The 24,060-nt window shown below is 54.3% G+C and carries 20 protein-coding genes; 9 read left to right on the top strand and 11 right to left on the bottom strand.

Translation table 11 applies throughout. The annotated features are described in order from the left end of the window. Positions 1-160 precede the first annotated feature (160 nt). From lolA to DQM29_RS06810, 8 genes are all read left to right on the top strand, one after another. Positions 161-772 (top strand): outer membrane lipoprotein periplasmic chaperone LolA, encoded by a 612-nt coding sequence (gene lolA / locus DQM29_RS06775; RefSeq protein WP_111739979.1) that lies wholly within the window; start codon positions 161-163, stop codon positions 770-772. A 7-nt stretch (positions 773-779) separates the two neighbouring features. After that, positions 780-2,123 (top strand): replication-associated recombination protein A, encoded by a 1,344-nt coding sequence (locus DQM29_RS06780; protein ID WP_111739980.1) that lies wholly within the window; start codon positions 780-782, stop codon positions 2,121-2,123. Positions 2,124-2,226: 103 nt separating this feature from the next. After that, entirely contained in the window at positions 2,227-3,519 is a 1,293-nt protein-coding gene (gene serS / locus DQM29_RS06785; RefSeq protein ID WP_111739981.1) for a serine--tRNA ligase, read from the top strand. Between the two features lie 651 nt (positions 3,520-4,170). Continuing rightward, positions 4,171-6,606 (top strand): DmsA/YnfE/YnfF family dimethyl sulfoxide reductase, encoded by a 2,436-nt coding sequence (locus tag DQM29_RS06790; RefSeq protein WP_111739982.1) that lies wholly within the window; start codon positions 4,171-4,173, stop codon positions 6,604-6,606. Positions 6,607-6,616: 10 nt separating this feature from the next. Beyond that, positions 6,617-7,234: a DMSO/selenate family reductase complex B subunit gene (locus DQM29_RS06795; protein WP_111739983.1), complete on the top strand. Its 618-nt coding sequence runs from the start codon at positions 6,617-6,619 to the stop codon at positions 7,232-7,234. A 1-nt stretch (position 7,235) separates the two neighbouring features. Continuing rightward, positions 7,236-8,090: a DmsC/YnfH family molybdoenzyme membrane anchor subunit gene (locus DQM29_RS06800; protein WP_111739984.1), complete on the top strand. Its 855-nt coding sequence runs from the start codon at positions 7,236-7,238 to the stop codon at positions 8,088-8,090. Positions 8,091-8,186: 96 nt separating this feature from the next. Next, entirely contained in the window at positions 8,187-8,828 is a 642-nt protein-coding gene (gene dmsD / locus DQM29_RS06805; RefSeq protein ID WP_111739985.1) for a Tat proofreading chaperone DmsD, read from the top strand. Between the two features lie 125 nt (positions 8,829-8,953). Further along, entirely contained in the window at positions 8,954-10,102 is a 1,149-nt protein-coding gene (locus tag DQM29_RS06810; RefSeq protein WP_111739986.1) for an MFS transporter, read from the top strand. 74 nt (positions 10,103-10,176) lie between these two features. On the opposite strand, the gene DQM29_RS06815 is transcribed toward DQM29_RS06810, so the two are convergent. The 10 genes from DQM29_RS06815 to DQM29_RS06860 form a co-directional block, all read right to left on the bottom strand. Further along, positions 10,177-10,677, bottom strand: a complete 501-nt coding sequence (locus tag DQM29_RS06815; RefSeq protein WP_111739987.1) for a hypothetical protein — start codon at positions 10,675-10,677, stop codon at positions 10,177-10,179. 29 nt (positions 10,678-10,706) lie between these two features. Next, a complete protein-coding gene (pflA, locus tag DQM29_RS06820; RefSeq protein ID WP_111739988.1) occupies positions 10,707-11,447 on the bottom strand; it encodes a pyruvate formate lyase 1-activating protein in 741 nt (246 codons plus the stop codon). Between the two features lie 190 nt (positions 11,448-11,637). Then, complete coding sequence (pflB, locus tag DQM29_RS06825) at positions 11,638-13,920, bottom strand: formate C-acetyltransferase (protein ID WP_111739989.1); 2,283 nt, start codon at positions 13,918-13,920, stop codon at positions 11,638-11,640. Positions 13,921-13,981: 61 nt separating this feature from the next. Further along, on the bottom strand, positions 13,982-14,833 hold the full coding sequence (focA, locus tag DQM29_RS06830; RefSeq protein WP_111739990.1) for a formate transporter FocA: 852 nt from the start codon (positions 14,831-14,833) through the stop codon (positions 13,982-13,984). 431 nt (positions 14,834-15,264) lie between these two features. After that, positions 15,265-16,863, bottom strand: a complete 1,599-nt coding sequence (locus tag DQM29_RS06835) for a regulator (RefSeq protein WP_111739991.1) — start codon at positions 16,861-16,863, stop codon at positions 15,265-15,267. 23 nt (positions 16,864-16,886) lie between these two features. Continuing rightward, positions 16,887-17,282, bottom strand: coding sequence for an allophanate hydrolase-related protein (locus DQM29_RS06840; protein WP_111739992.1), 396 nt, complete (start codon positions 17,280-17,282; stop codon positions 16,887-16,889). 78 nt (positions 17,283-17,360) lie between these two features. Continuing rightward, positions 17,361-18,314, bottom strand: coding sequence for a carbamate kinase (locus DQM29_RS06845; RefSeq protein ID WP_111739993.1), 954 nt, complete (start codon positions 18,312-18,314; stop codon positions 17,361-17,363). Continuing rightward, positions 18,311-19,714, bottom strand: coding sequence for a YlbE family protein (locus DQM29_RS06850; RefSeq protein ID WP_111739994.1), 1,404 nt, complete (start codon positions 19,712-19,714; stop codon positions 18,311-18,313). The genes DQM29_RS06845 and DQM29_RS06850 overlap by 4 nt, the downstream gene beginning before the upstream one ends. Before the next feature lie 3 nt (positions 19,715-19,717). Further along, the gene (fdrA, locus tag DQM29_RS06855; protein ID WP_172622631.1) at positions 19,718-21,268 is read right to left on the bottom strand and encodes an acyl-CoA synthetase FdrA; all 1,551 of its coding nucleotides are present in this window, start codon (positions 21,266-21,268) and stop codon (positions 19,718-19,720) included. A gap of 71 nt (positions 21,269-21,339) precedes the next feature. Then, the gene (locus DQM29_RS06860; RefSeq protein ID WP_197708853.1) at positions 21,340-22,008 is read right to left on the bottom strand and encodes a cysteine hydrolase family protein; all 669 of its coding nucleotides are present in this window, start codon (positions 22,006-22,008) and stop codon (positions 21,340-21,342) included. 120 nt (positions 22,009-22,128) lie between these two features. Here DQM29_RS06860 and DQM29_RS06865 point away from each other — a divergent pair, with 120 nt between their 5' ends. Continuing rightward, a complete protein-coding gene (locus tag DQM29_RS06865) occupies positions 22,129-23,133 on the top strand; it encodes an oxamate carbamoyltransferase subunit AllH family protein (RefSeq protein WP_145960341.1) in 1,005 nt (334 codons plus the stop codon). On the opposite strand, the gene DQM29_RS06870 is transcribed toward DQM29_RS06865, so the two are convergent. Then, the gene (locus DQM29_RS06870) at positions 23,130-24,041 is read right to left on the bottom strand and encodes a LysR substrate-binding domain-containing protein (protein ID WP_111739996.1); all 912 of its coding nucleotides are present in this window, start codon (positions 24,039-24,041) and stop codon (positions 23,130-23,132) included. The two genes, DQM29_RS06865 and DQM29_RS06870, sit on opposite strands and share 4 nt — an antisense overlap. Positions 24,042-24,060 lie beyond the last annotated feature (19 nt).

The following is a 24,060-nucleotide window of genomic DNA, read 5'->3' on the forward strand; positions in this document are numbered from 1 at the left end:
AGTGAACAGTATGAGTGAAAAGATAGGTAAAATACATTCACTTAGTGAGATAGCACGATAGTCTGTTGAATACGACCCGTTTACTTTTACGCACGGCGCCTGAGCAGCATAAGCAGAAAGGCGCCGATGCGATAAGCCATAGAGTGGAGTGATTGTCACGATGAAGAAGTCTCTTATTGTCGCAGGCCTGTTGTTGACCGTGGCATCATCTGCCGCACTGGCCGATGCCCGATCTGATCTACAGGGCCGGTTGAGCAAGTTGAACAGCTTTCAGGCGCGTTTTACTCAAACGGTGAAAGACGCCGGTGGCGCTTCTATCCAGCAGGGTGAAGGCGACTTGTGGGTTAAGCGGCCAAACCTGTTTCGCTGGCATATGACTTCACCGGACGAAAGCATTTTGGTATCCGACGGTAAAACGCTGTGGTTCTACAATCCGTTCGTTGAGCAGGTCACGGCGACCTGGCTTAACAGTGTAACCAGCGATACGCCATTTATGCTGATTACGCGCAACAGCAAGGCCGACTGGGACAAATACAACGTCGCCCAGAAAGGCGATGAGTTCGAACTAACGCCAAAAGCGAAAAAAGGGAACCTGAAAGCGTTTTCTATCAGCGTAACCAGCGACGGCACCATTAGGAGCTTTACGGCCGTAGAGCAGGATGGCCAGCGCAGCAGCTATCAGCTTAAAGGGCAGCAGGTGGGCTCTGTAGACGCCTCTAAGTTTACCTTTACACCGCCCAAGGGCGTGACGCTGGACGACCAGCGCAAGTGAGGCTTGCGTGAGTAACCTTTCTCTCGACTTTTCACAAAACGAATTTCAACCGCTGGCGGCCCGTATGCGGCCGCGCTCTCTTGAAGAGTATATCGGTCAACGACACCTTCTTTCTCCCGGAAAGCCTTTGCCGCGCGCCATTGCCGCCGGTCAGCTTCACTCCATGATCCTTTGGGGGCCACCCGGAACGGGAAAAACCACGCTAGCGGAAATTATTGGCCGCTATGCCAACGCTGATATAGAACGCATTTCTGCCGTTACCTCAGGCATTAAAGAGATTCGTGAAGCGATCGAGAGGGCGCGCATCAATCGCGATGCGGGAAGAAGAACTATTCTGTTCGTTGACGAAGTTCACCGTTTCAATAAAAGCCAGCAGGACGCGTTCTTGCCTCATGTTGAGGATGGAACTATCACGTTTATCGGCGCGACGACGGAAAACCCTTCGTTTGAGCTGAACTCGGCGCTTTTATCAAGGGCAAGGGTATATTTGCTTAAGTCGCTGGACGCTGAAGACATTGAGCAAGTTCTGCTACAGGCCATGAGCGATGAAGAGAGAGGTTATGGTAAGCAGAATATTCAGCTGCCGGATGAGTCTCGTAAGCTGCTGGCTGAGTTGGTCAACGGCGACGCCCGTCGGGCGCTAAACTGTTTGGAAATGATGGCCGACATGGCGGAAATATCGCCGGACGGCCAGCGTGTGTTAACAACATCTCTGTTGAAAGAGGTGTCTGGCGAGCGAAGCGCACGCTTTGATAATCAGGGTGACCGCTATTACGATCTGATTTCCGCGTTGCATAAGTCAGTGAGAGGTTCAGCTCCCGATGCGGCGCTTTACTGGTATGCACGAATTTTGACTGCCGGCGGCGATCCGCTTTACGTTGCGAGAAGACTGCTGGCGATTGCCTCTGAGGACGTCGGCAATGCCGATCCTCGCGGTATGCAGGTGGCTATCTCCGCCTGGGACTGCTTTACCCGTGTAGGCGCCGCAGAAGGCGAAAGAGCAATCGCACAGGCGATCGTTTACCTGGCCTGTGCACCTAAGAGTAATGCGGTATACACCGCCTTTAAGGCTGCCGTGAAGGACGCCCGCGAACGGCCAGACTATGACGTTCCGGTACATTTGCGCAATGCGCCGACGAAGCTTATGAAAGAGATCGGCTTTGGCGCTGAATATCGCTATGCCCACGATGAGCCTAACGGCTATGCGGCGGGTGAAAGCTATTTTCCTCCGGAAATGGACGGCCATCGCTACTATTTCCCCGAACCTCGAGGTCTGGAAACCAAGATTGCTGAAAAGCTAAACTGGCTGACTGAGCAGGATCAAAATAGCGTCACAAAACGCTACCGTTAGCCGATAGGTTGCGGTAAGGTACACGAGTACAAGGCTTATCAGCGCCTCTTTGAGGCGCTGATATCATTATTAATATTCAAAAACAGATAGGCACGGGATTAGCATGCTGGATCCGAATTTATTACGTAATGAGCTGGATGCAACCGCAGAAAAACTGGCTCGCAGAGGTTATAAACTGGATGTAGATACATTACGTCGGCAGGAAGAGCGTCGTAAGGTTCTGCAGGTAGAAACAGAAACGCTGCAAGCTGAACGTAATTCCCGATCCAAATCCATCGGTGAAGCCAAAGCGCGTGGGGAAGACATCGAGCCTCTGCGCCGTGAAGTTAACCTGCTGGGTGAAAAACTGGATGCGGCAAAGGCCGAGCTGGATAAGCTGCAGGCAGAAATTCATGATTCAGTGTCCGTGATCCCCAACATTCCTGACGAGTCAGTGCCTTTCGGTAAAGACGATAGCGACAATCTCGAAGTCAGTCGCTGGGGTGAGCCGCGCAAATTTGATTTTCCTATCCGCGATCACGTCGATCTGGGCGAGTTAAGCGGCGGGCTAGACTTTGCTGCCGCGGTGAAGCTTACCGGCGCTCGTTTTGTGGTGATGAAAGGGCAGATTGCCCGTATGCACCGAGCCTTGGCTCACTTTATGCTCGATCTACACACCACACAGCACGGTTACACCGAAACTTACGTTCCTTACCTGGTTAATCAGGCAACTCTATTTGGTACTGGGCAACTGCCGAAGTTTGGTGAAGATCTGTTCCACACCAAGCCGCTGGCTGAAGAAGCGGACAGCAGCAACTATGGTCTGATCCCAACGGCAGAAGTGCCGGTCACCAACTTGGTGCGCGATGAGATCCTTGAAGAAGATGTACTGCCGTTAAAAATGACGGCGCATACGCCGTGCTTCCGCTCTGAAGCGGGCTCTTACGGGCGTGATACTCGCGGCCTGATTCGTATGCACCAGTTTGATAAAGTTGAGCTGGTACAAATCGTGCGTCCAGAAGACTCAATGAACGCGCTGGAAGAGCTGACTGGGCACGCTGAGAAAGTGCTACAGCTGCTCGGCCTGCCGTATAGAAAAGTGTTGCTGTGTACGGGCGATATGGGCTTCGGCTCACGCAAGACCTACGATCTTGAGGTCTGGGTTCCGGCGCAGAATACCTATCGTGAAATTTCTTCCTGCTCAAACATGTGGGATTTCCAGGCTCGCCGCATGCAGGCTCGCTTTAAGGCCAAGGGCGATAAAAAGACTCAGCTAGTCCACACGCTGAATGGCTCAGGCTTGGCGGTTGGTCGTACACTGGTTGCCGTACTGGAAAACTACCAGCAGGCAGACGGTCGAATCGAAGTGCCTGAGGCTCTGCGCGCCTATATGGGCGGCTTGGAGTATATCGGTTAATCGCATTGATGCTATAACACATGCCCGATAAGCGACAAAAGCGTTTATCGGGCATTTTTTATTCTTATTTCAAACAGAATAATAGACACGATAGCGCTGCTTTTTTGTTTCTTTTTATTTTCTTTTATTTTAATGAAGTCATCAGATAATAGCTGTGGCTATTGATAATATTTAAGAAATGCGGTGAAAAATTGTGTTAATACAGAGAGATTTTTTGATAATGATTATTATTGTCTAACCATTATTTAAGAAAATACATGGAGTTATTAGGCTGATTTGTTTGATTTTTTATGCTGATTAATCATCTTTTTTAGGTTGTTTTATCCTTTAAATCTATTAAGTGACTCTTCTTTGACTAAGCGCAAGCTCCCTCTTCACTTTGGCATAGTATAACTAGCCAAGATAGATACAAATAGAAGTGCCCTAAATATACTTTTCTTTCTGAAAAAATAAATAACGCTATTGACGATAAATATCTATCAATTTTAAGTGCCGCTCGATTTTTGTGGTTCTTTTCTATTTCTGATTATTTCGGAAGTCAGCAGTTTAACCAGGTGATTTTTTAGCGATGCTTTGCTATTGGTGTATTTTTCGTACAAAGCGGCGCAATAAAAGAGGCCTGATATATCTATAACAGCAAGTAGGTGAGCTATGAGCCTTGATAAAAAGAGAAACTCTGGAGCGTTACCAGTAAGTCGGCGTACGTTTGTACAAACTGGTGCGATCGGAGGTTTAGCCCTAGCGGCAAGCGGCGTTTCTCTGCCGTTTGGTAAAGCGAAAGCGGGTACTGTTGCGCCACACAGTTCGGCGGATGAAAAAGTTGTCTGGAGTGCCTGTACGGTTAACTGCGGTAGCCGCTGCCCGCTGCGCATGCACGTAGTGAACGGTGAGATAAAGTACGTCGAAACGGACAATACTGGTGAAGACGCATACGCTGATAATCAGGTTCGAGCCTGTCTACGCGGGCGCTCTATGCGTCGCCGCGTTTATAACCCCGACCGCTTGAAATATCCAATGAAACGCGTTGGTAAACGCGGCGAAGGCAAATTCAAGCGTATTTCTTGGGAAGAGGCGTACGATGAAATCGCCAATAGCCTAAAGCACGTTATTAAGGACTATGGCAATGAGGCGGTTTATTTGCAGTATGCGACCGGTACACTGGGCGGCACAGTTACGCGCTCATGGCCACCGGGAAATTCTCTCATTGCTCGCCTGATGAATTGCTGTGGCGGCTATCTGAATCACTACAATACCTACAGTACGGCGCAGATCAGTACCGGCTTGAGCTATACCTACGGCGGCGGTTCGGGCAACAGTATCAGCGATATTGAAAATACCAAGCTGGTAGTGATGTTTGGTAACAACCCGGCAGAAACCCGAATGAGCGGCGGTGGGATCACTTACCTGCTTGAGCAGGCTCGCGAGCGTTCTAACGCCAGAATGATCGTTATTGACCCTCGCTATTGCGATACCGCTGCGGGTCGTGAAGACGAGTGGCTCCCCATTACGCCGGGAACGGACGCGGCACTGGTTGCGGGCATTGCCTACGTGCTGATTACGGAAAACATGGTCGATCAGCCGTTCCTTGATAAATACTGTGTTGGCTACGATGAGAAGACACTGCCAGCCAGTGCACCACGCAACGGTCACTATAAGGCCTATATTCTTGGTGAAGGGGACGACGGCATTGCCAAGACGCCGGAGTGGGCGTCAAAAATCACGGCCATTCCTGCTGACCGCATCATCAAACTGGCAAGAGAGATCGGCGGCGCCAAGCCGGCCTACATCTGTCAGGGATGGGGGCCACAGCGCCACGCGAACGGTGAGCAAGTGGCGAGAGCGATTGCGACGCTGGCCTGCCTGACGGGTAACGTCGGTATCAGCGGTGGTAACACCGGCGCTCGTGAAGGCTCCTATGCGATCCCATTTGTTCGCTTCCCGACGCTGACTAATCCAGTAAAGGACAGCATTTCGTTCTTCCTGTGGACCGACGCCATTGTGCGCGGGCAGGAAATGACCGCCACCCGCGACGGCGTGCGCAATACCGATCGCCTGAAACAGCCAATCAAGTTTATCTGGAACTATGCTGGCAACAGCATGGTAAACCAGCACTCGGATATTAATAAAACGCTGGAAATTCTGGAAGACGACACGAAGTGCGAGATGATTGTGGTCATTGATAACCACATGACTGCCAGCGCAAAGTGTGCCGACATTTTGCTGCCGGATCTCACGACGTCAGAACAGGCGGACTTCTGCCTTGATGCCTCTTCCGGCAACATGGGCTATGTCATTTTTGCCGACAAGGCGATTGAGCCGCAGTTTGAGTGCCGCTCTATCTATGAAATGACAACAGAAATTGCCAAGCGCATGGGCGTTGAGCAGCAGTTTACCGAAGGTCGCACGCAGGAGGAGTGGCTACGCCACCTGTATCAGCTGTCTTGTGATAAAGACCCACAGCTGCCAAGCTTTGACGCGTTTCGTGAAATGGGCATTATCAAGCGTAAAGACCCGAACGGGCATACCATCGCCTATAAGTCTTTCCGTGAAGATCCGCAGGCTAATCCGCTGTCGACGCCGTCAGGCAAAATTGAAATTTACTCAGAAAAGCTGGCAGAGATCGCGAAAACCTGGGAGTTGGAAAAGGATGAGGTTATCTCTCCGCTGCCGATCCACGTTTCAACCTTTGAAGGTGCGGACGATCCGCTGCGCAAGAAGTTCCCACTACAGCTTATCGGCTTCCACTACAAAGCGCGCTGTCACTCGACGTATGGCAACGTTGATGTGCTTAAGGCTGCTGCACTTCAAGAGATCTGGATGAACCCGCTGGATGCAAAAGAGCGCGGTATTCAGAACGGCGATATGATCCGTATGTTTAACGATCGCGGTGAAACGCAAATCAATGTGAAGGTAACGCCGCGGATGATGCCGGGCGTCGTTGCGCTGGGAGAGGGGGCATGGTACACGCCGGACGTCAAAGGGGTTGACCACGGAGGCTGTATCAACGTGTTGACCACACTGCGTCCATCTCCGCTGGCCAAGGGTAATCCTCAGCACACCAATCTGGTTGAAATCGCGAAGATTTAAGGAGTAGCCAATGACAACGCAATACGGTTTTTTTATAGATTCAAGTCGTTGCACGGGCTGCAAAACCTGCGAGCTTGCGTGTAAAGACTATAAAGATTTAACGCCGGACGTCAGCTTCCGCCGCATCTATGAGTATGCCGGAGGAGACTGGCAAAAAGACGGAGATACTTGGCATCAGAACGTGTTTGCCTACTATCTTTCCATTGCCTGTAACCACTGTACCGATCCCGCCTGTGTCAAAGTGTGCCCAAGCGGTGCCATGCACAAGCGCGACGATGGCTTTGTGGTGGTGAATGAGGAAGTGTGTATTGGCTGCCGCTATTGCCACATGGCCTGCCCGTACGGCGCGCCTCAGTTCAATGCCGCGAAAGGGCACATGACCAAGTGCGACGGCTGCCATGAACGGGTTGCCGAAGGTCAAAAGCCGATGTGTGTAGAGTCCTGCCCACTGCGGGCGCTGGATTTCGGGCCAATTGACGAGCTGCGCAAGCGCTACGGTACGCTGGCGGAGGTAGCACCGCTGCCGGAAGCCAAGTATACCCAGCCGAATATCGTGCTGAAGCCTAACGCCTGTGCCCGCCCTGTTGGCGACAAGACAGGTCATTTATCCAATCCAAAGGAGGTATAAGATGGGACTGGGATGGCATGAATGGCCTCTGATGCTGTTTACTGTACTGGGTCAGTGCGCCGTAGGTGGTTTTATTGTGATGGGGCTTTCGCTTCTGTGCAGTAAAACGGATGAAGCACAGCGTAAATCAGTTCATAAAGGTATGTTTTTTATTTGGGTGCTACTGGGTATCGGTTTCCTGCTTTCCATGATGCACTTAGGCACCATCGCTCGCGCGATGAACTCACTTAATCGCGTTGGTGAATCCGCTCTCAGTAATGAGATCGCGTGCGGTATTGCTTTCTTTGCCCTTGGCGGCTTTTATTGGCTTCTGGCAATGATGGGTAAAATGCCCGCGGCGTTGGGTAAACTGTGGCTTATCGTTGCCATGATTGCCGGGGTGGTATTTATCTACGCTATGAGCAGGGTGTACCAGATTGATACCGTACCGACCTGGCATAGCGGCTATACAACGCTGAGCTTCTTTATGACTGCGCTTGTCGGCGGTCCGCTGCTTGGCAGCCTGCTTAAAGGCCGTCAGTGCACGTGTAGCGGTAAGGCGCTTGCTGCTGTCAGCGTGATGGCGCTGATTGTTAGTGCCGCTTTTGGCATGATGCAAAGCGCCGAGCTGAGCAGTATGTCTAGCTCTGTGACGTCAGTGGCAGTCATGGTGCCTAACTACGCTTCACTGATGGCGCTTCGCGTTGCGCTGGTTGCTATAGGCCTAGCACTGTGGATTTACCCGATGGTGCGCGGTCAGCAGCCGGGAACGGCGAGTATGCTGCTAGGGTTCATTGTGGTTGTTGGCGGTGAAGTGATTGGCCGTGCAGTATTCTACAATTTGCACATGACCGTTGGCATGACTTTCGGCGGTTAACGTTATCAAGCGGCGTCTTCTCGGAGGCGTCGCTTCTTTATCTGGTATGTTATTCCATTGTTTTACCAGTGCCAGAAGCAATAAATAAGGTATGTTATGAACTCATCCGTTACGCTGACTGACAGCGATTTAAGCGCGATTTCTTTAACCGGAAGAATGCTCGGCGCCTTGCTGTATTACAGCCCAGAGCAGCAAGAAACTGCCGCGCTGTTGAGCCTGTTTCAACAGCCCGACTGGCGCGACGAATGGCCCTGTGGATCCCCGGCTGAGCTTGACGCAGCGGCACTTGCGATAGAGCAGGGGTTGACTAAAGAGCAACATGCGCTGTTGCCTGAGGCCTATCAGACTCTGTTTATCGGCCCCAATGCTTTGCCAACGCCGCCATGGGGTTCTGTTTACCTCGATAGAGAAATGGTGGTTTTTGGTGAATCGACACTGGCACTGCGCGCCTGGCAGGGTTCATTAGGTATTAGCGTTGAGCAGGAAATGCGCGAGCCAGAAGACCATATTGGCCTGCTGTTGATGATGGCGGCATGGCTGGCAGAAAATCGCCCTGAGCAGCTGAGTGTGCTGTTAGGGGAACATATGCTGCCGTGGAGCGGTCGCTTCTTTACGCTGCTGGAAGAGCATGCGGGCCATCCGTTCTATCAAGGAATTGCGCTGCTGGCGAAGGCGACACTGGGCGACTGGCAGACAAGGGTTCAGCCTACAGTAGTATCAAAAACGCTATTTTTCTAATAAGTCGAGCGGCGCGGGCTGCCGTGCCGCTATTTTTACTTATCTTCAGCAATTCCCATTGACATTTTTTACCGCAGTGGGATGATCGCCGTCACACATATCTTCCTTCCCTTATTGGCATAAACATGTCCGCGTTTAGTCGTCCCGTGCTGCTTCTGTTAGCCGGGCTGTTGCTGTTTACAACGTCGATGGCGGTTTTAAACACGCTGGTTCCCCTTTGGCTTAATCACGCATCCCTTTCTACTTGGCAGGTGGGGGTTGTGAGCTCAGCGTATTTTGCAGGTAATCTAGTTGGCGCACTGATAGCAGGAGCCTTGATTAAGACGTTTGGCTTTGTCAAAACCTATCACGGTGCCTGCGCGCTGTTTATTGCTGCAACGCTTCTTTTAGGCATTTCTGTCGGTTTTATTTCCTGGAGCGCATGGCGCTTTCTGGCGGGGATTGCCTGCGCGATGATCTGGGTTGTTGTAGAGAGTGCGCTGCTGTACAACGGCGCGCTTCGCTGCCGCGGCCAGCTTTTGGCTGCCTATATGCTGGTTTACTACACGGGGACACTGCTTGGCCAAATACTGCTAGGTGCACTGCCAACCGCACTGCATGGCGTGCTGCCTTGGGCAACTGGTGTGCTAATTGCTTCGCTGCTGCCGCTGCTGTTTATGCGCATGCCTAAGCCGGTGAGTGAAGATGGGAAACGTCATCACGTTTGGTCTATGGTGAAGCGAAAAGATGCTCGGATCGGCGTTGTCGGCTGTATGCTGTCAGGCGTTGTTTTAGGCTCGCTGTACGGCCTGTTACCGCTTTATCTTTCCCATATCGGCTATGACAACGCGCGCGTTGGCTACTGGATGGCGCTCATCGTCTGTGCAGGAATGATGGGGCAGTTGCCCATTGGCAAGCTGGCGGACCGCTTTGGCCGACTGTTTATTTTACGCATTCAGGTATTTGTTATTATCATCAGCGCTCTTAGCGTTCTGGGTGGCGATTCTTTGGCGCTGTCTTTGTTTATGCTGGGGCTGTCCGGCTTTACTCTTTATCCTATTGCGATGGCGTGGGGCTGTGAACGGGCGAGCTCTGACGAGCTTATTGCGATGAACCAGACGCTGTTATTGAGCTATACCGTTGGCAGTCTGTTAGGGCCAGCGCTTACGGCGATGTTGATGCAGCAGTATTCAGACAAGCTGCTGTTTGTTGTCATTGCGGTGTCTGCTGCGGTATTTATGACCATGCTGTTTCGTAAGGCGGGTCGCTATCATCGCCCATTGACGATGCAGTAACCCGAGCGGATGTCTTAACTTTGTTTATCCCGCGCCTAGTCGCGGGATTTTACTGCTTTTGCCTTATCGATAAGTCATTGGTTTAACGACGCGTCTTTAATATCTAGCTCGATAACCTGATTCTTTTTTATAGTAGATAAACTGAAGTCCGGCAGAATGCCGCTATTTGACGCTAGCAGTCTTAGTCGAACGGATTGGATTATCCAGCTCTCGTTGGAATAAACGGCTTCTAGCTCTATCTGCCCCGTCATTTTGCTGCCTCTTATCAGAGAGGTGAAGTCAGTACATTCTCGGTTTTTACAGGGGCTGGTGAGGGGAATTGGGTGAACGTCCAGCGGTTCTCCCAGCAGGGAAATCACCTGCCGATCCAATTTCACCCGTTCGGCGACAGAATGATAAAACTGATAGTTTTTAGAAACGGTAGGGGAGAAAACGATAAATCTAATCGTAAACGTAATGGTTAATACCAACACGCCTGCGGCAGCGATAGCTATCCATAGCCACTTACGGCGCAGAAGCGTCGGCGTTTTTCCCACAGAACCCGAAGGAGGGCTGGGTTGAAAATCCTTTTTCACAATGCGTCCTTGTGCGGCTAAACCTGAGATTAATAAATAACCCTGTGTCCGTACTCTTCCAGAATGGATTTGACCTTGTCCATTGTCTCTTTTTTAGGCGGCTTGACGCCGTCGAGCTTGTACTCTTCGCCCATGGCCGTCCACTTGTGCTTACCCAGTTCGTGATAGGGCAGTAGTTCGATTTTTTCGATGTTGGTCATGTTCTGAGTGAACTCGCCAAGCATGCGGGCAGATTTCTCATCGTCGGACCAGCCGGGAACAACAACGTAGCGGATCCAGGTTTTCTGGTTGCGCTTGGCCAGATAGCGGGCAAACTCTAGCGTACGGTGATTGGAGACGCCGACCAGATTCTGGTGAACGCTGTCATCTAGCTGTTTAAGGTCGAGCATGACCAAGTCAGTAACGTCCAAAAGCTCGTCAATAACCGCGTCATAGCGGCGAACGAAGCCGTTGGTGTCCAGACAGGTGTGAATACCTTCTTCTTTACAGGCGCGAAACCAGTCGCGAACGAACTCAGCCTGCAGAACTGCTTCACCGCCGGAAGCCGTCACGCCGCCGCCGGACGCGTTCATGAAGTGCCGATAGGTCACGATCTCCTTCATTAAGTCTTCGACTTCGATTTCTGTCCCGCCGTGCGTATCCCAAGTATCTCGGTTATGGCAGTAGAGGCAGCGCATTAGGCAGCCCTGAAAAAATACGATAAAACGGATACCTGGCCCGTCAACGGTACCGCAGGATTCGAAAGAGTGAATACGACCTTTTACTGACATTGCGCGATGGCTCCATAGGGGCTGTGATTTCCAGCCCTGTCGTTTATTGCTTTGCCTGAGACCCTTTTATTTTACACCGTCTAAAGCAGGATTTCCGGCAAAGCACCGATACTCGTAGAAAGAGATAAATATAAAAGGCTCCACCTTAGGTGGAGCCTTTTATTCTATGCTATTTCAACCGGAGTTGAAATTACATCGTTTGGGTGAACGTACGGGTGATAACGTCCTGCTGCTGCTCTTTGGTTAAAGAGTTGAAGCGAACGGCATAGCCGGATACGCGAATGGTCAACTGAGGATACTTCTCAGGGTGTTCCATAGCGTCAACCAGCATTTCACGGTTCATAACGTTAACGTTCAGGTGCTGACCGCCTTCGATAGAGGCTTCGTGGTGGAAGTAACCATCCATCAGACCGGCAAGGTTAGCTTTACGCACGTCGTCGTCTTTACCCAGAGCGTTCGGTACGATTGAGAAGGTATAAGAAATACCGTCTTTTGCGTAGGCGAACGGCAGTTTAGCAACAGAGGTCAGAGAGGCAACAGCACCTTTCTGATCGCGGCCGTGCATTGGGTTAGCACCTGGTCCGAACGGTGCACCAGCGCGGCGTCCGTCAGGGGTGTTACCGGTCTTCTTACCATAAACCACGTTAGAGGTGATGGTCAGAACAGACTGGGTTGGGATCGCGTGGCGATAGGTGCGCAGCTTCTGAATTTTCTTCATGAAGCGCTCAACCAGATCGCAGGCGATATCGTCAACGCGCGGATCGTTGTTACCGAACTGCGGGTATTCACCTTCGATTTCGAAGTCAACGGCCAGGCCGTCTTCGTCACGAATTGGCTTAACTTTAGCGTACTTGATGGCAGACAGGGAGTCAGCCGCAACGGACAGACCGGCGATGCCGCAGGCCATGGTGCGGACAACGTCGCGATCGTGCAGCGCCATCAGAGAGGCTTCGTAGCTGTACTTATCGTGCATGTAGTGGATGATGTTCAGGGCGGTGACGTACTGCTTAGCCAGCCAGTCCATGAAGTGATCCATGCGGTCCATGACCTTGTTGAATTCCAGAACGGAATCGGTCATTGGCGACTCTTTCGGGCCAACCTGGATCTTCATCTTCTCGTCCATACCGCCGTTGATCGCGTACAGCATAGTTTTTGCCAGGTTAGCGCGAGCACCGAAGAACTGCATTTGCTTACCGACAATCATTGGGCTTACGCAGCAGGCAATGGCGTAGTCGTCATTGTTAAAGTCAGGACGCATCAGGTCATCGTTCTCATACTGAACGGATGAGGTGTCGATAGAGACCTTAGCAGCATACTTTTTAAATGCCAGAGGCAGCTTTTCAGACCACAGGATGGTCATGTTTGGCTCTGGAGACGGGCCCATGGTGTACAGGGTGTTCAGGAAACGGAAGCTGGATTTAGTGACCATGGTGCGACCGTCAAGGCCCATACCGGCCAGAGATTCGGTTGCCCAGATTGGGTCGCCAGAGAACAGCTCATCGTACTCAGGGGTACGTAGGAAGCGAACCATACGCAGCTTCATAACCAGATGGTCGATCAGTTCCTGTGCCTGAGATTCAGTCAGCAGGCCTTTCTTCATGTCGCGTTCGATGTAGATATCCAGGAAGGAGGATACGCGACCGAATGACATAGCAGCGCCGTTTTGAGACTTAACGGCAGCCAGATAGGCGAAGTAGGTCCACTGAACGGCTTCACGAGCGTTAGTCGCTGGGTGAGAGATATCGCAGCCGTATTTGGCAGCCATTTCTTTCATTTGACCCAGAGCGCGGTGCTGTTCAGCAATTTCTTCGCGCAGTTGAATGGTCATTTCCAGATCTTCGCCGTTTTCCAGCTTCTCTTGCAGAGAGTTGAACTGGGCATACTTGTCGGCCATCAGGAAGTCGATACCGTATACGGCAACGCGGCGATAGTCACCGATGATGCGACCGCGACCATAGGCATCAGGCAGACCGGTCAGTACACCAGACTTACGGCAGTTCAGGATGTCTTTGGTATAAACGTCAAACACGCCCTGGTTGTGAGTTTTGCGGTATTCGGTGAAGATTTTCTTTAGCTGAGGATCCAGCTCGCGACCGTAGACCTTACAAGAACCTTCAACCATCTTGATTCCGCCAAACGGAATGATGGCGCGCTTTAAAGGCGCATCAGTTTGCAGACCAACGATAGTTTCCAGATCTTTCTCGATGTAGCCTGCGTCGTGAGAGGTAATGGTAGAAGCAACATCGGTATCAAAGTCCAGAGGCGCGTGAGTGCGGTTCTCGATTTTGATGCCTTCCATCACTTTGGCCCAAAGCTTGTCTGTCGCTTCGGTAGCACCGGCCAGGAATGATTCGTCGCCTTCATACGGAGTGTAGTTCTTCTGGATGAAGTCGCGGAGGTCGACATTGTGCTGCCAGTCACCACCAGTAAAACCTTCCCAGGCACTGACAAACTCTTTTTTAAGCTCGGTCATTTTTCACCTACCTTTATATACTTAAGGAAATGGAGATATTTCATTCTGCAAAAAGCGTCTGTCAATGCTTCTCGCCGCGTAAATGCATAGCCCAGAAGGGCAAACCGACCATAAGCCCGCCGATGATGTTGCCTATCGTTACGGGGATCAGGTTACTTTCAATAAAATTACCAACTGTCAGGCTTGAAAACTGTTCCGGCGTGCTGCCGATGGCCTGCCAGAATTCCGGCGAGGCAGTTTCTTTAATCACAATCCCCATCGGGATCATGAACATGTTAGCGATGCTGTGCTCAAAGCCGCTGGCGACAAACATCGCAACCGGTAAAATCATGACAAACATTTTGTCCATCAGGCTGCGCCCGGCATAGCTCATCCATACGGCCAGACACACCATCAGGTTAGCCAAGGTACCAAGAGCAACGGCTTCAAGGAAGCTGTGGTGCAGCTTGTGATCTGCCGTCTGCAGCACGTTCAGGCCCCAAAGCCCTTTAGCCGCCATTATCTGGCCTGACATAAAAATAATAGCAACAAACAGCAGTGCGCCGACTAGGTTACCGAAGTAAACGTTAACCCAGTTACGAAACATTTGACCCCACGTAATGTGGTTGGTTGCTTTGGCAACGCTGATCATAATCGTGGAGGTGAAGAGGTCGGTGCCACAGGCGACGACTAGCATCAGGCCTAAAGAGAAACAGACACCGCCGAGAAATTTCGCCATGCCAAAGGGCACGTCAGCAGTACCAGTAGTGACTGTAATATAGAAAACAAATGCGATAGAGATAAATACGCCCGCCAAAATCGCCGAGCAAAAGGTAATTGCGGGGTGTTTGTTGGCTTTATATACGCCAGCATTTTCGGCAACCTGCGCCATAGCAGCAGGTGATAGCGCTGCAATAGGATTGTCTGTTTTCACTGAATAAATCTCGTGCGCCTAAATAAAGACTAAAATTGCCCGGTGATACTAACAAAGCAGTATACCGTAAAAATTGATACCGATCATTGTGGGACAAATGAATACAATGCAGAAAAGGACGATAATAGGAGTTTTTTGGGTTATCTATTTGATTATTAATAATAAAAAAATTTTTAAATTTTATTGCATAATTTTAATGTGGCGGAGAGAGAAATCAAGAAATGTTAATAATTAATATTAAATGTATTTTATTGCGGATTTTTTTAATTAATAAATAACTTTTTATTAACTAATGGCGAGTAATTTATCATCTCTACGTGCGCTATATGCCGCTTTTAAAATATACGCGATTGTAGATTATATTTAAAGCAGCGCGATAAGAGGAAAAAAGCGCGACGGCGGCGCTGAGGCCGCCGTCTGAGTCTGTGAAATTAGTGCATCGGTTCGTCGCCGTTGTCTATTGGTGACCAGTCCGCCTTTCCCTGCTCGCGAATTTGTTTCCAGGCCAGGAAAATAAACAGCAGCGTGCTGACGGCATAGCCGAACGTCACCGTAGGGGAGGCGTTTAGCGCCATTTGGTGCCCGTGAATAAAGCCGAAGAATGACAGCATCGTGGCTGCGGCAGAGTAGAGCGCCGCCCAGTTAAAGCGTCGGTCGATGACGAATGCGGCGATCGCGCCCAGCATCAGTCCGGCCAGCACGGCGCCGCCGCCGGTTGCCGCCATACCGTGATACAGCACGCCGTTGTTTGCCATGTTGTTAACAACGTCGGCAGGCAGTTGGACGGTATTTACGCCCGCCGCCGCCAGTGCGCCGTCAACCTGCGTTTTGGCCCATTCAGCGATGTTAGGCACCAGTGCCAGTACGATTGCAGGCGCATGGCGTTTCGGCGAAACCTGAAACGCCTGCGCGCCGATGACGAGGCCGATAAACAGCAGAATAGGGACAATGGCGACCAGCGGAATAATTGACAGCAGCAGCGCGGTCAGGCCCAGAAAGCAGACTAACGCCATGCAAACGCCAGTGCCCAGTGAATAGCCGATGCGTCCGCCCATGGCCTTCCAGCCGGGATGTCCGATATAGACGGCGGGCGGGAAGGGCGACCCGAGTAGTGCACCGACGATGGCGCCGATGCCGTCGGCCGCCAGCACCGCGCGCAGATTATAGCTGTCCCCGCCGACCGAGGCGGACTCCACGTTGTTGAGAATTTCGGTAAAGTTAAAAATTCCCAGCGGGATCGCGGTTACCAGCAGCGGCCAGACAAGCTCTGTCGGCACGGAGAACACATCGCCGGACAGTGACGGCAGGTGTAGGGAGAACATTTTCGCCGCGTCGGCGACGGCGGCTGGGTTCATCACGTCACTCATGCCCAGCAGCGTTGCGCCCCATCCCAGACCGCAGCCGACCAGCACCACCGCGAGTCCACCGGGAAGGCCGAACGGCAGCCGGATATTGCCGACCCAGTTAATCAGAATGATGGCGAAGCAGATCAGGCCTATCCAGGCGGAATCAAACATCTGATAGGCCGGGCGCATGGCGATAAACGCAATGGCAATACCGGCTAGCGTGCCGAGCATCGCTGCGCGGGGCGTATACTTGCGGATAGCGGGGCCGACCAGCACGCCGGCCAGCACGATAAGGCCGACGATCATCGCCCAGATGAGTCCTAGCTTCCAGGCCAGCATCCAGTCTTTATGGATAAGCAGCGTTGGCAACATGACCACGAACACCACAATAAACATGTGCGGCACGCTGGGGCCGTAAGGCAGGGCGGTGACGTCACTGCGGCCTTCGCGCTTTGCCAGACGCCAGGCCAAGTAAGCGTAAAACAGGTTTCCTAACGGCAGCGCGATGCCCAGCGCGGGCAGGATGCGGCCGTAGACGGTATCGGGCGGAATTTGGGCGACGTACAGGGCCAGACCTGAGAGCACCAGCACGTTAAGCAGCACGTTGGTGAACAGGCCGAAAAAGGCGTTCAGGTCGCCAGCGACCCAGAGTTTAGGACGAAAGGAAGGGGGCAGAGCGCTCATGGTTTCCTCCTTAAATTAAGCGATTATTCGCTGTAGTAGTGGCCGGTATAGGAGCGCCAGCCGCCAAGCTCGGTGATCTCTTTCTGGTTTTCTACCAGCCAGGGTTCAGCCAGTACGCCCAGCACTTCACGGCCGTCAGCGAGTTCAATTTTGCCGATGCACAGCCCGGCGGGTTCTTTTTGCAGGATATCGCCCAGACCGGCGGGCGGAACGGCCCATACCTCTAGCGCGATGCTTTTACCCTGACCCGGCGTGCGGATCATGCCGGGGTGACGATCGTTGATAGTCCAGCAGCGATAGCAGGCGGCGGTCGTCTCCTCGGAGACAAACTCGGCGCCAGCGGCCAGCATGTTTGGGTTAAGCTCTAGGCCACGCATCAGGGTACCGTTTACCGCCAGGAGGATTTTGTTGTCTGACATGTCGAATGTTCTCATCTGTTTGGAGTGGTTATATTCAAACGGCTCCGCTTTACGTCGTAAAACGGAGCCGACATGGCGTTATCGAACAAAGCGCGTGCCGCCAGAACCTGTCACCGCTCTCCCCATCGCTTCGGGGCTGGTAATCAGGCCGACGCCGTTAGGCTGTCCGTTCAGGTAGGTCATCATGGCTTCCACCTTGGGCGACATGCTGCCTGCGCCGAACTGCCCGCTGTTCAGCAGCGCCTTGGCCTCGTCGACGGTGAGTTCGTCAAGCCAGCGTTGTTGCGGCGTGCCAAAATGGATGGCAACCTGTTCCACGCCGGTTGGGATCAGCAGCATGTCGGCTTTGAGTTCGATAGCCAGCAGGGCCGATGCGCGGTCTTTATCGATAACCGCCTGGGCTGCCGTCAGGGTTCCGTCCTCTTGACGTACGACGGGAATACCGCCGCCGCCGCAGGCGATCACCAGCGTGTCATTAGCGAGCAGGCTTTGAATGACCGGCGTTTCGATAATTTCTATCGGCTTCGGTGAGGCGACAACGCGGCGCCAGCCGCGGCCTGAGTCTTCGGCGATAGTCCAGCCCTGCTCGCGAGCGAGCCGCTCGGCGACGTCTTGATCCATGTGGGCGCCGATAGGCTTGTCCGGCGAGGAGAACGCGGCGTCGTCAGGGGCGATCAGCGTCTGCGTCACCAGAGCGACGACGCGCGTGTTACCGATACGACGACGTTCCAGCTCGTTGCTTAGCGCGTTTTGAAACATAAAGCCGATGGCGCCCTGCGTATCGCCGACAGCGTATTCCAGCGGCACGGTGGGAACGTTGGCGCTGGCGATTTCGCTGCGCCGTAGGATAAAGCCAACCTGCGGGCCATTGCCGTGGGTCAGCACGACGCGCCAGCCTGCTTCAATCAGGTCGACGACGTGGCGAGCCGTTTCCTTGACCGCCTGATACTGCGCGTCGAGCGTCACCTCTTTAGGGCTACGGATGAGGGCGTTGCCGCCAACGGCGACGACGGCGATTTTTCCTGTACTCATTGATGTGACTCCAGCGTGTGAGCCAGCGCGCTGAGCGCGTTGACAAAGCAGGGCAGCGGCGCGGTAGTTATGCCCGCGCCGATCTGACCGACGCCAGCGCGCTTATGGGCTATGCCGGTGTTGATCACTGGTAGGATGTTGCGATCGACTACGCGTCTGGCGTCAATCCCCGCGCCGGAACCGGCAAAGTTAAGCGCCGGTAGGGTAAACGCCGGGTGCTGCGTCAGCGTAATTTCCTGCATGGTCATGCTGTGCGCAGTGGCGTCGTCCGGCGTGCCGCCGACAAACTTGACGATTGCCGGCGATGCTGACATGGCGAAACCGCCGATGCCCGCCGTTTCGGTAATTGCGGAATCGCCCAGGTCCGCCGCAGCGTCCTCAACGCCATAACCGGGGAAAAACAGACCGTCGACCGGGTTGGCGGGGGCCTGGAACCAGCGGTCGCCGGTGCCGGAAAGGCGAACGCCGAAGTTGACGCCGTTGCGGGCCATGACAGTGACCATTGTGCTGCAGGGTACGTTGGCGGCGGCGTCCAGCATCGATTTACAGGCCGCCATCGACAGATTGAGGAAAAAGTGGTCGTTAGCCGCCATAAACTCTAGCGCTTCAGGCCCTTTTTCCAGTCGGGCCAGGTGCGGCGCCAGACGCTTAAAAAACAGGCCGCTGGCCGCCGCGTTTCGGTTGTGGCATTCGTCGCCCATGTGCAGTGCCTGTGCGATCATTGGCTTGAGTTCAATGGAGCCAGTCGATTCGAGCGCTTTGGCGAGCGTCGGGGCCAGCACCTCTTTCATCCAGCGCAGGCGCGTCAGCACTTCTTCGCCGTTAGCGCCAAAGCGCAGCACTTTTCCCAGACCTTCGTTGAAGTTGCTAAAGGCTCGGTTGCCGTGGGCCGTATTTTCAACCACCCAGACCGGCATTGACGGGCTGATAATGCCGGACATTGGGCCAACGGCGTGGTAGTGGTGACACGGCTCCAGCGCAATGTCGCCGCGCTCGGCCATTTCCATCGCTGCGTCAACGTCTGGCGCCCAGCCTTCATACACGATAGCGCCGGCAATGGCGCCCTGCATCGGGCCGCACATGTTTTTCCAGTCAATAGGCGGGCCTGCGTGTAGGATCCGGCGTTCGCGGCTGAGCGCATCGATTTCCTGACAGGCGGTGCTGATGCCCACCAGCGTCGGCTGTGCCTCCAGATAGCGCTGGAGGGCGACGTCGTTGGCCGCCTCAATGCGCGGATCGTTAAGCAGCGTCGCCAGCGTCCAGTTTGCCTGCGCGTCGCCTTCCGAGGTCGGTTGCCACTCCAGATGAAGCGCTGTGCCGCCCGCTTGGTGAAGGTTGTCGGAAAAACCGTTTAGCCCGAGGCTAATGACCTGAAGAGGTTGTTTAAAAAGGGTTGTCATCGTTTATTTCCTTTGCTGGGCGACAAAGGCGGCAAGCCGGGCCGCCTGTACATTGCTTTGGGCGACCAGAACGCCGGCCTGGCGCAGCGCGTCGATTTGCTGCTGGCGGGGCTGTGGGTCGTTCTCAGTGCCGCAGACGTGGGCAATCAGCAGCAGCCGACGGCCTTGCCGCTGGGCCTGCTGTCTGGCTTCCGCCAGAATCGGCAGTAGCTCTTCCGTCGGGTTGAGGCTGGCGCCGTAGCCAAGCACGATGTCGAACAGTAAGCCCGCTGTGCTGGGGGCGGCGGCTTCCTGCAACAGACGAGCGTTGCGCAGCGTAGGGTCGATCATAGGGTGAGGGCGGCTCTGGGTGAACTGGTCGTCGCCCATGTCGACAAGGCTGTGGCCGTGGCCGCGCGCCGGGTCTTTCAGTTCACTTGCGCCTTTCACCGGCGCGTTTGACTCGCAGGCGAGTCCGCTTTCAATCAGCGCCAGCTGTGCTTCGTAGCAGAAAGTGCCACCCGCGAACACGCCGCGAATGTCGGTCTGCCCGACGGCCATATGGGCGATGTCCGCCATCGCCTGGTCGCAGAGCGCCTGAGGCGCTTGCTCGACGGTCGGAAGGCTGGCGCCGCGCAGCACTGCAACGGCGGTATCGGCGGCGTTCTGAAGATCCTGCGCCGGGATCACGCCATAGCGTTCGAGGCTGGCTGGCTCTGCGCCGAGAAAGTGGACCACGACGGGCTTGCCGCAGCGCCCGGCAAGGCTGAGTACGTTTTCGGTTACTGCCTGAGACGGCGGTTTGGAAATAAGGACAATCAGTTTCGTTTCTGGATCTTCCGCCAGCATTTTGATCGCCTGAAGCATGCTTTGACCGCCGATCTCTTCGTGTAGATCGCGTCCGCCCGTGCCCAGCGCCTGAGAGACGCCTTCGCCCAGATGGTGGATGCGGCAGCTGACCTCCTGTAAACCCGTGCCGGATGCGGCGACCAGACCGATAGCTCCGCGGCGCACGGCGTTAGCGAAGCCCAGCGGTAAGCCGTTGACGATAGCGGTGCCGCAGTCCGGCCCCATAACCAGCAGGTCGTGCGCCGTAGCGTAGCGCTTGATGTCGACTTCTTCGCATTCAGGTACGTTGTCGCTAAACAGCATGACGTGCAGGCCGAGCTTGAGTGCCTTAAGCGCTTCGGCGGCGGCGTAGCGGCCCGGCACAGAGATCAGCGCCAGATTTGATTCAGGCTGGCGTTCGACGCCCATCGCAATACTGCTCGGGCTGCGGCGAACGATGCCCTGCCGATCGCCTGCGCTGTTGGCGGACAGCAGCAGCTCGTCTGCCAGCGCTAGCGCCCTGTGGCCCGCCTCTTGATCGGCTATTAGCGCAATCAGCAGGTCGTTGGGCTTGGCGCTGACCTCAACCGCCATGCCGGCATCGCGCATGCGCTCTATGTTGGCGTCGGTCGCCATCGCCACTGACGCCTGTTTCACGCCCTCGAGCGCGTTGAGTTTGGCGGAAACCTGCATCAGGGAAACGGAGTCCTTGTACAGGTTTGGGTAGCTTTTACAGTGTAATATCATGGTGTGTGTTCCTTGGGGAAAACCAGACCAACGCCCCTGAACGAAGCGGTGCATTGGTTAATGAACGGGCTTTAGCGATGCAGTGCGGTGACGATCGCGTCCGAGCTGCTTACCCAGCCAACAATGGCGCCCTGCGCTTTGATCATCTCAAGCGCAACCCGGTGAAACTCCGGGAAGTAGGAGGCGCAGCAGTCTTCGGGTATCAGCACTTCGTAGCCGCGATCGTTGGCTTCGCGGGCGGTGCTTTGTACGCAGACTTCGGTAGTGACTCCGCAAATAATCAGCGAAGAGATGGCGCGGGTTTGCAGGATCAGATGCAGGTCGGTTGAGAAAAACGCGCCTTTGCCGGGTTTGTCGATAATCGGCTCTCCGGCGATGGGATATAGCTCGGGAATGATATCGTGCCCCGGTTCACCCTGAACCAGAATTCTTCCCATTGCGCCCGGTTCGCCGATAAAGGTTTTTCCGCCGCGCGTCAGTTTAGCGGGCAGGCAGTCAGACAGATCTGGGCGATGGCCTTCGCGAGTGTGAATGACTAACATCTCCGCACGGCGGGCGGCTTCAAGCAGGCGGCCGCATGGCTCGATAGCGCGACGCAACAGGGATACGTCGTTGCCCAATGCGGCACCAAATCCATTGGGTTCGACAAAGTCTCGCTGCATGTCGATAACGATGAGCGCCGTGTGGGCAGGATCAAATGAAAAGGCAAACGGCTGAGCGTTGATAGTGGTCATCGGCATCTTATGTCCCTCATTAAGAAACGGTGTTGTCAACCCAGTGTATGAAGCTCTTTTAGGGATTGCGCAAAAAGGTTTTTTGCCTATGCCTCAAAAAAACTGAGGGATGGCAGAGTGGCGTTCATGGCACAATGCGCAGTGCCCGTCAGTATGGGACTTTGCGGCCGCTTGCGGTTTGACCGCTCGTTTTTCCTCTTCGGCGAGCAGGCGTTGGCGGGTGTTGTTATTTGTGATCTCAGTCAGATTATAGGGGACGTCATGGTTTTTTATCGCTCTTCTCCTCACCGGATAGACGCGCTGAGTCGGTGCGATATGCTCTGTATGCTGTGGGTGCATGAGCGCCGGCTGACGGTGCATTCGGTGTTTCAGCACGCCTGTAATCTGGCAACGCCGGACGGCCCGTTAACGGCTTTTTTAACCCGAAGCGCGCCTTTGGCGCCCGCCAGCATGAGGCTGGATTGCGACGATTTGCGTCTTTGGCTAAAGGCGGGGCAAGCCGTGGCGGTGACGGGGGAGGGGCGCTGCATAGCGCCACAGTTGGACATTCGTTTTGCTGAGGCTCGCGTCTGTTCAACGCGCTTGGTAAGAGGGAACGACGAGGTTGACGGCGGCGCGCTGCTGTCAGCGCTGCGGCGCTTTTTACCCGCGTCTGCGCCGGAACACGGCCTGTGGCGTCAAATGACTGATTCAACGTTACGTATCGACTCGATACGCCGGGCGGTAGCCCAGCTGAAGGGGTGGCTGGAGCGCTCGGAGGGCGAACCGGCGAGCTTTCTGCCGCAGCTGGTGGGATTTGGCTCAGGCCTGACGCCGTCGGCGGATGATTTTCTGTTGGGCTGCCTTTGGGTCATGGATGGTTGGAGGATGACCCAAAGGCCTCAATTCGTAGAGGCGCTGCTGCCGCTGTTGACTCGGACCACCGACGTCAGTCGGGCGATGCTGACGTTCGGCTGTGAAGGGCATTACGGCGAAGCGCTGCTGGCGCTGTTCAAGGCCGCGCCGTTAGCACTGGATGCGGCGCTGAGCCGCGCGGTGAACTACGGCCACTCGTCAGGGCACGATATGCTCTACGGCGCAGCGTTTGCGCTCGGCTGCCTGCCCTTGCCGGCCCGGCGAGACGCCGTCTAATAGAACGGCTGCATGAATTCCCGTTGAATCTCTGGCTGCTGAAGCTGCCTAAGCCACCAGGAGAAGCAGGGGCGAGGCGGCGCGCTGTGCCAGGCCAGATAGAGCGGTGTGGGCTGCTTGCTCTCTTCTATCGTCATGAGGGTTAAGCGTCCGTCGTCAACGTAGTTCTGGCAGATGTGGCGGGGCAGAAAGCCGACGCCCAGGCCGTCGAGGTGCATGCGTATTTTACTGGCGTAGTCCGGCGCTATCAGCGCTTTTTGCCCCCGCAGCTGCCAGGCGATTTTAGGCTCCAGCCGCAGCGACGTGTCGCGAATGCTGATGGCGGGATAGCGGCGCACGTCGTCCGCTTTCAGCGGGCGGTGAAACGCGCAGAGCGGATGGTCTGGGCTGATGGCGAACACCCACTCAACAGTGCCGATTTTTTCGCTGCATACCTCTTCGTTTTGCATGATTTGATTGGGCGCTCCGATAGCGATATCGGCGCGTTTGTCGAACAGCGCATCCCACACACCGTCGTGGACGTCGATCTCTAAATGAATTTCTGTGTGCGGAAAGTGCTGTTCACTTTCTTTGAGCAATGAATAAATTGGCTTTAGGCTGACGATGTTGTTGAGCGACAGGCTAAGGCGAGTTTCCGCACCGGAAGAGATCCTCTGCGTTGCCTGATGCAGCTCTTCCAGCTCGGCGAGAATGAGCTGCCCCTTATTGATGAAGTAGTGCCCCGCCTCGGTTAACTTAAGCTGTTTACCGCAGCGTTCAAACAGGCGCAGGCCCAAGTCGCTTTCCAGCTTGTGCACCGTATAGCTTAACGCCGTCGGAACTTTGTGCAGTTCCTGCGCCGCCGCCGCAAAGCTGCCGCAGCGGGCGGTGGTGACGATAACGTTTAATGCCTGAGACGTAATAAGCATAGCTATACTCCCGAAATAT

The organism is Leminorella richardii (assembly GCF_900478135.1).
GTDB classification, from domain to species: Bacteria; Pseudomonadota; Gammaproteobacteria; order Enterobacterales; family Enterobacteriaceae; genus Leminorella; species Leminorella richardii.